Origin of the sequence: uncultured Veillonella sp. (assembly GCF_905209685.1) — a bacterium.
Lineage (GTDB): Bacteria > Bacillota > Negativicutes > Veillonellales > Veillonellaceae > Veillonella.
Window position 1 is genome coordinate 1 of sequence record NZ_CAJLUB010000107.1, and the last position, 6,319, is coordinate 6,319.

A 6,319-nucleotide genomic window follows, 5' to 3' on the forward strand; every position below is an offset into this window, starting at 1 on the left:
GCTCTCGATATGTTTTTTGCCATAATCCAGGACCAACACCTGTTACAGGGTGGTCCATAATCATATGCTTATCTGCTTCCCATACATAAATACGGCCTAAATTTGAACCATCAGTAGTTATATTAAAAGTACTTTCTAAACGCTCCATATAAGATTGATTACTAGTAAATGCATATCCTATGCCTACAACAGTCACAAATAGTACTAATATATAGCGAATATTAACAAAGCAATAGCGCAATGTTATAAGTACGCCGTTAATACCATTAAATAACCAGGAACCTCGGCTTTGATTCCCCCACATTCCCAATAACATACCAAATAAAGAAAATATAGCTGATTTTCTTACATACGAAGGAAATCTTGTATCATAGATGGCAATTAAAGCTAATGGAAAAGCTAATGTTAACAACATAGCTAATCCCATAATAGATCCATAAATAACGCCACCTGCACGACCTCCTGGACCTACATTATATCCTAGTAAATATTGTACAAAGGCAGATAAAGCATCAATGCCCATATATATAAAAAACACTGATAATATGGTGTATAATTTGGGAGAACTTTTAATACATAACAGGATTGGTACGATGATTAATACCTTCCAAACCCAAATATTAAAGAAATATTTGGTAGTTACCACTATATCTGTACTAATTAATGCAGACGGCAATACGCATAGTAGCATGCCTAAATAAGCCCACCCATATTGGCGTATCGATTGTGGTACAGAGATTTCATGTCGTCTATACCAACAAGTTATTAAGGTCATCAATATAATGAGACCATATAATAAATTTCCCAATGCCATAGAGGACCGTGTCGTACATATCATAAGTGAAATGAGTACTGTCAGTACCATCTCCGAATTCTTAAGTATCCAAGATTGCATACTACCCCCTTTATCCCTAAATAGTTACAATCTAATTTTCATTATATTAACAACTCTTTTACTTTATAGATGTCTATTTTACTCGTAATAATGGTTTTACATGGTCTTGTATTTCTTGCTCATATTGATCGAGTAAATCATAGCGTTTACGATATTGACTACGTTTTTGTGACTTAATTTCCTCGATTGGTTTTCGGTATTCCTCCAATGGAATTTTGAAAAACCGTTCATCGCTGCATACTACACCACCAGATTCCTCCCATAATGGATCTAGCTCTGCAACTTTAGCACGATGACCGCGAACTAAGTGTGTATTAGCATAGAAACCTTCATCAGATACAGCATAGATAGATTCTACCTTACAAATGGCTGCTATATGACGCAAGAGGAACATAATAAAGTTTTTCGGGCGATACCCAAACATCTTTTTAGTAACTGTTTTAGCATTATCAAGACCATCTTTATAACCTTGAATAGTGCCTATCCACATGGCAGGCTCCCCATTAAAGCCTTTCCCAAAACGGAAGTTAGCATGGTATACACCTTGTTTGCCCAATGTTAGTAACAAGGTCAAAAAACCTTCTTTTCGTTGACCTGGTCCATAGTATAAGCGAGCGACCATATCAAGGTCTTCTGATTCCCATACAATAAAACCACGATTCATACGACTCACATCGTCATAAATATTATCTGGATCTACAGAGTACATTTCACGAATTGCTTCATCTGTAAATACATCTTTCAAATAATCAAAATGATTAATGATAGCCTCTAATCGTTCCTGTGGTGTTGAGCTTTTAAACAAAAAGTATCGCGTCATCAACTCAAATAAACCTACTTGGCGGTCTAATAAAGAGGTATCAGGCATATAGTTAGCAAAATAGTTTTCTAACTCCTCTATTTCCTTTTTATTGCGTATGGAGCGCATTGTATGAAGGAATGTACGACGTGTTTCCCTCCAACTACGCTTGCCGTAAATCTTACGACCTCGCTGCCATTGTGTTTGTAAATATCCCATCTTATGCTCCTATCCGCTTTTATAAACTGATAAATTATATTATCAATGATTAGTGGATTGTAAATTATCTATAATCGAAATTAATTCATCTGCAACGCGAGTAACGATAAATCGTTCCTCCACAACCTGCCGTGCATGAGTGATGATATTTGGTAAATCAACAGAATCACTCATAATATATTCCATAGTTTGTTGTAAGCTATGCTTATTTAAAGGATCTACAATAAATCCAGAACTGCCATGATCAATAATCTCTCGTTGTGCTCCTGAACCACTTGTAATAACAGGTACACCACAATACATGGCTTCACAAATTACGAGACCAAAAGCTTCACGTGTAATAGTTGGTAATAATAAACAATCTATCGATCTATATAAACCTTCAATATCACGAGTAAAGCCAATAAAATCTACATATGAATCCATTTGATGATCATCAATATAGTTTTTCAGCTTTTTAATTTGATCCTCTGTGCCAGCACCAGATATAATCAAGCGTACTACAGGATTCTTTTTATGGATTTGTTCAAGAGCCTCTAAAATCAAGTATAACCCTTTACGCTCTGTTATACGCGCACTATAGCCAAAGGTTCTAACCTTATATTTCATGGGAACAGCATCTGAAAAGGACTGGAATCGGTTCGGATCAATACCATTATATACAACATGGTATTTGCTAGTATCCTTAATAGCAGGCGTCATAAGATCGTCATAAACAAGTTTAGACACACAAACAAAGGCATCTACTTGTGCATTGATCCATCTATGATATATATCTGTTTTACCAGGTACAAGATTATGCTTTATAAATACCAATTTAGCACCTGTTAACTGCTTAAGAGCAATACAGAATAAGATATATTTACCGGAGTGGCATACAATCGTATTAATCCCCTGTTCTTTCATCTGTTTAGCCACGGCATTAACAGATAGAAAACCCTTTAAGGTATAGAGATTGGCAGTCATCACATGGCCCACTTGGGCATACCGAGATTGCATATCTTCATTCGATTGGTCCACTAAGATATAGGCAGTCCTATGTCGTTGTTGTAATTGCTTACAAATATCATATACATATTGTTCACCGCCACCCCAAATTTTGGCGCCTACAACATTGATTATAGACATAGGTTCCTCCTATCATACACAGATCAATACACATATAGTAGCATCTATTGATGTATACGAAATACTGGTTACATATACATCAATAGATATCATTGTTTAATTATACTACGACTCATTCATACTGTCTTCATGATTAATAAGCCACATGGTCAACAATGTCCAATCTCGCGCATCGTCCTCATGATTATCAATGGGACGAATTGGCTCAACCGGTTTATAAGACGGTGTGTTACTTTCACCATAATCCATACGTACATCGCCCATCATATGCGGCGTAATCCACTGGTATGGCGTAACTAACGTATCGGGCTGTTTATCAAACAAGGACGGCACAATGGAATAATATTCAAAACCCTTTGGTGCAATGGCTTCAATGATCGTAGGCATGAGGCTCATATGCGTGCCAATGGGCGCTGTAATACTGTCCTTAGTGAAAGCAGGATGTTGCAATAGTCCTACGGTACAGAATGTGTCGCGCAAGGTATAATCCCGTTGGATTAAGGATGTATTATTCAAAGCGCCAAATAGATTCGAGTGGTCACCGGTGACAACGAATAAACTATTAGGAAAAGCCTCTTTCATAGCACGTACAAAGTTAAAAATTGCCTTATCACTATAGCGATAGGTAGCCAATTCTTTATTGCGTTTCTTGTTGGATTTTAGATCATCACCAAGGTTCGGCATGACCTTTTCAGGATCATAATCTAATAAGGAATCCTCCATTTTATAAGGACCATGATTGGATGTAGTATAAATAAAATGGAATGTAGGATGTTCTAACGATTTGATTTCCTGTTCAATATGTTCTAAAAAGACATGGTCATAGACGCCTACCCACGTTTTAGGAGCATCGGGACCACAGAACACAGAAGCGCTTTCTACGCGGTCAAAGCCTTGAGCATTACCAAAGTGATTAAAGTTGCCATACGACGCATTACCACCATACCAATAAATCGTATCATAGCCTAATCGCTTCATTTGAGCTGCCAAAGAGGTCGGCAACGGCTCATGCCAAAAGGCTTCCCGTTCGTTGATTTCCATACCCGCATCATAGATGCCGGATAATAGACTTACAATGGATGGACGAGACACATTACCAGCAGGCAAGAAATTAGGTACTTGTGCCGTATGAGGATTATCTTTAAAATCCCATAAACCAGGACAAATATTGAGATCCTTATAAGGTTCATCAAGAGACCATTGAGGGATACTTTCACCAACAATAAAGAAAATATGCTGCGGTTTATCAATACGAGGACCTGATGCAACGCGCTTAAATGCATGAAGTGGTGTGCTCAAATCCTGCCAGGAATCTTTGTATTTGTCAGGAACAATACGGTGTATGGCGTCATCAATATCCTCAGGTGATGCTGTATATTCATCACGTAGCGGATGTTTGAGTACCGTTTCTAAAGCACATAGATCTGGCACTGTTGCACGAGCAAAGAATATATCCTCTTTTACCACTGTAGGAATCGTATCCCATTCTGGTTTATCATCATGAGATAAGGTGCCACCATAGCGGAACCAATAGAAACCTAACACAGAGGCAGCCACAAGTCCTATATTCCAAGCTACCGTAGGCCATGTTCCTTCGATGTTTGGATACGGTATTGATGGCAAGGACAAGAAGAAATCTCCCATGTACCAGGATATAAATGTAATAGGAATCAATCCTAAGATGACAAGAATGCCTCTATCTTGATTAAAGAATACATCAATCAAATTATGTTTCTCTGCATGATTTGCATAATGAACCATGTAGTTGTACGTATCATGGAAATGCTTGTAGAAGATCATTTTTCCTGCAAAGGCTGCGTACAGAACACAGGAATAAATCGTTAGCCCCACCAATCGTAAGGAATCCTCTATTTGATGGTATCCTTCAAACCATAGTCCAGGGAGTGTTACCAAAACTAAGGGTAGTAAGAATACATAAGCATCAAAATCCATGCCCCACCAGAAGCCGTAACGCAATGAATCTACTACAGATTTCCAGCGCCCCTTCCATGTGGGGTAGGGATTATACACAATCATAAATACAATTCGAAAGATGGTGCTCAATATAGGAGCCCAAAGCATTAATTTTATATTTTGTTGTAGGGATAGAAAAAATTGTTCACTCATTTATACTTCCATATCTACTTTAAGAACAATAATTCCCCATAGCAATCTACTATACTAAATCACCAATTATAATTGCCCATTCGATTTATTTAAATAATATAATTTTACATATTTCGTCATGGTGTACATCATATGGTAAATAGATAATAGAAAACCTATTTTTCCATCTAATATGCCGCCTTGCAAAATATATATCTTAAAAAATGCCCATGTTGGACGCAATATAATATCCCCTAAAAAACTACAAGACTTCCCTTGTGCCTTGTACTTGTTGGCCGCTGCTGTAGTATATTTATTGAACTTTTCAAAGAACTGATGCCAGTTATCATACGTATAGTGATACAATTTTCCCTCTAATGTATCTTGTGGATACGGACTGATAAAGGCTTCATGAACAGCACCTTCCACAGTGGCTCCCTCTCGAGGCATCAATCGTAACACCTTATCAGGTCTCACCACACCATGAGTAGCTGGATTGTGATGGAATAAATTATATCTTCGTAGCCAATAAGCCTTTGGCTCTCCTTTAATAGATTCTTGAATTGATTTTGCTAATTGAGGAGATACACGCTCATCCGAATCTATAAATAGAATCCATTCAGAATGCGCTTGAGATATACCAAATCTCCGTTGTTGTGACCAATCTCCATTCAGAGGATGTGGTATAACTTTAGCCCCCAAGTTAGTAGCAAGAGGTACCGTTTGATCTGTACTTCCATCATCAATAACTAATATTTCATCAGCAAATTGAATACTTTTAATACAATCTACAATATGTTTTTCTTCGTTGCGAGCTAAGATAATAGCCGTCACAGTGCTCATAGATCATCCTTTAACTTACAAATCCCGTTAATTTACTATGTAGATACATATGGTAGATACAAATATGATATCTACCATATGTATCGTATACAAAAATTATTGAATACTATCCCCATGTTTGATACGCCATGCTGCGAGTTCGCGCATGTTCTTAATCACATCACCATAGGCTTGAGGCATATTTGTGCCTTGTTCCATAACTTTTCCATTGTTATCTAGATAGAGTCTATGGTTAAAGACAAATTTCTCTTGTGTAAACAAGCTTGGTACCATGGCTTCATAGGTTTGACCAGGACGACCTACAAGTTCTGCCAAGGTTGGAATGATTT

Annotated in this window: 5 protein-coding genes and 1 pseudogene; all 6 read right to left on the reverse strand. The window is 37.4% G+C overall.

What is annotated here, in order from left to right:
* The coding region (locus tag QZ055_RS07490; protein WP_295825737.1) for an O-antigen ligase at window positions 1-895 on the reverse strand (895 nt) is incomplete at its 3' end.
* Window positions 896-968: 73 nt separating this feature from the next.
* Window positions 969-1,913: a DUF535 family protein gene (locus tag QZ055_RS07495; protein WP_295825740.1), complete on the reverse strand. Its 945-nt coding sequence runs from the start codon at window positions 1,911-1,913 to the stop codon at window positions 969-971.
* 42 nt (window positions 1,914-1,955) lie between these two features.
* Window positions 1,956-3,041: a glycosyltransferase family 4 protein gene (locus tag QZ055_RS07500; RefSeq protein ID WP_295825743.1), complete on the reverse strand. Its 1,086-nt coding sequence runs from the start codon at window positions 3,039-3,041 to the stop codon at window positions 1,956-1,958.
* A 105-nt stretch (window positions 3,042-3,146) separates the two neighbouring features.
* Window positions 3,147-5,168, reverse strand: a complete 2,022-nt coding sequence (locus tag QZ055_RS07505; protein ID WP_295825745.1) for an LTA synthase family protein — start codon at window positions 5,166-5,168, stop codon at window positions 3,147-3,149.
* A 66-nt stretch (window positions 5,169-5,234) separates the two neighbouring features.
* Window positions 5,235-5,990, reverse strand: a complete 756-nt coding sequence (locus QZ055_RS07510) for a glycosyltransferase family 2 protein (protein ID WP_105090005.1) — start codon at window positions 5,988-5,990, stop codon at window positions 5,235-5,237.
* A gap of 96 nt (window positions 5,991-6,086) precedes the next feature.
* A pseudogene (locus tag QZ055_RS07515) lies at window positions 6,087-6,319 on the reverse strand (LTA synthase family protein); the annotation flags it as partial.

What these genes read in the sequence shown, in the direction of transcription:
- QZ055_RS07495 (WP_295825740.1), bottom strand. Translation starts at nt 1,913, where the DNA reads ATGGGATATTTACAAACACAATGGCAGCGAGGTCGTAAGATTTACGGC.
- QZ055_RS07500 (WP_295825743.1), bottom strand. Translation starts at nt 3,041, where the DNA reads ATGTCTATAATCAATGTTGTAGGCGCCAAAATTTGGGGTGGCGGTGAA.
- QZ055_RS07505 (WP_295825745.1), bottom strand. Translation starts at nt 5,168, where the DNA reads ATGAGTGAACAATTTTTTCTATCCCTACAACAAAATATAAAATTAATG.
- QZ055_RS07510 (WP_105090005.1), bottom strand. Translation starts at nt 5,990, where the DNA reads ATGAGCACTGTGACGGCTATTATCTTAGCTCGCAACGAAGAAAAACAT.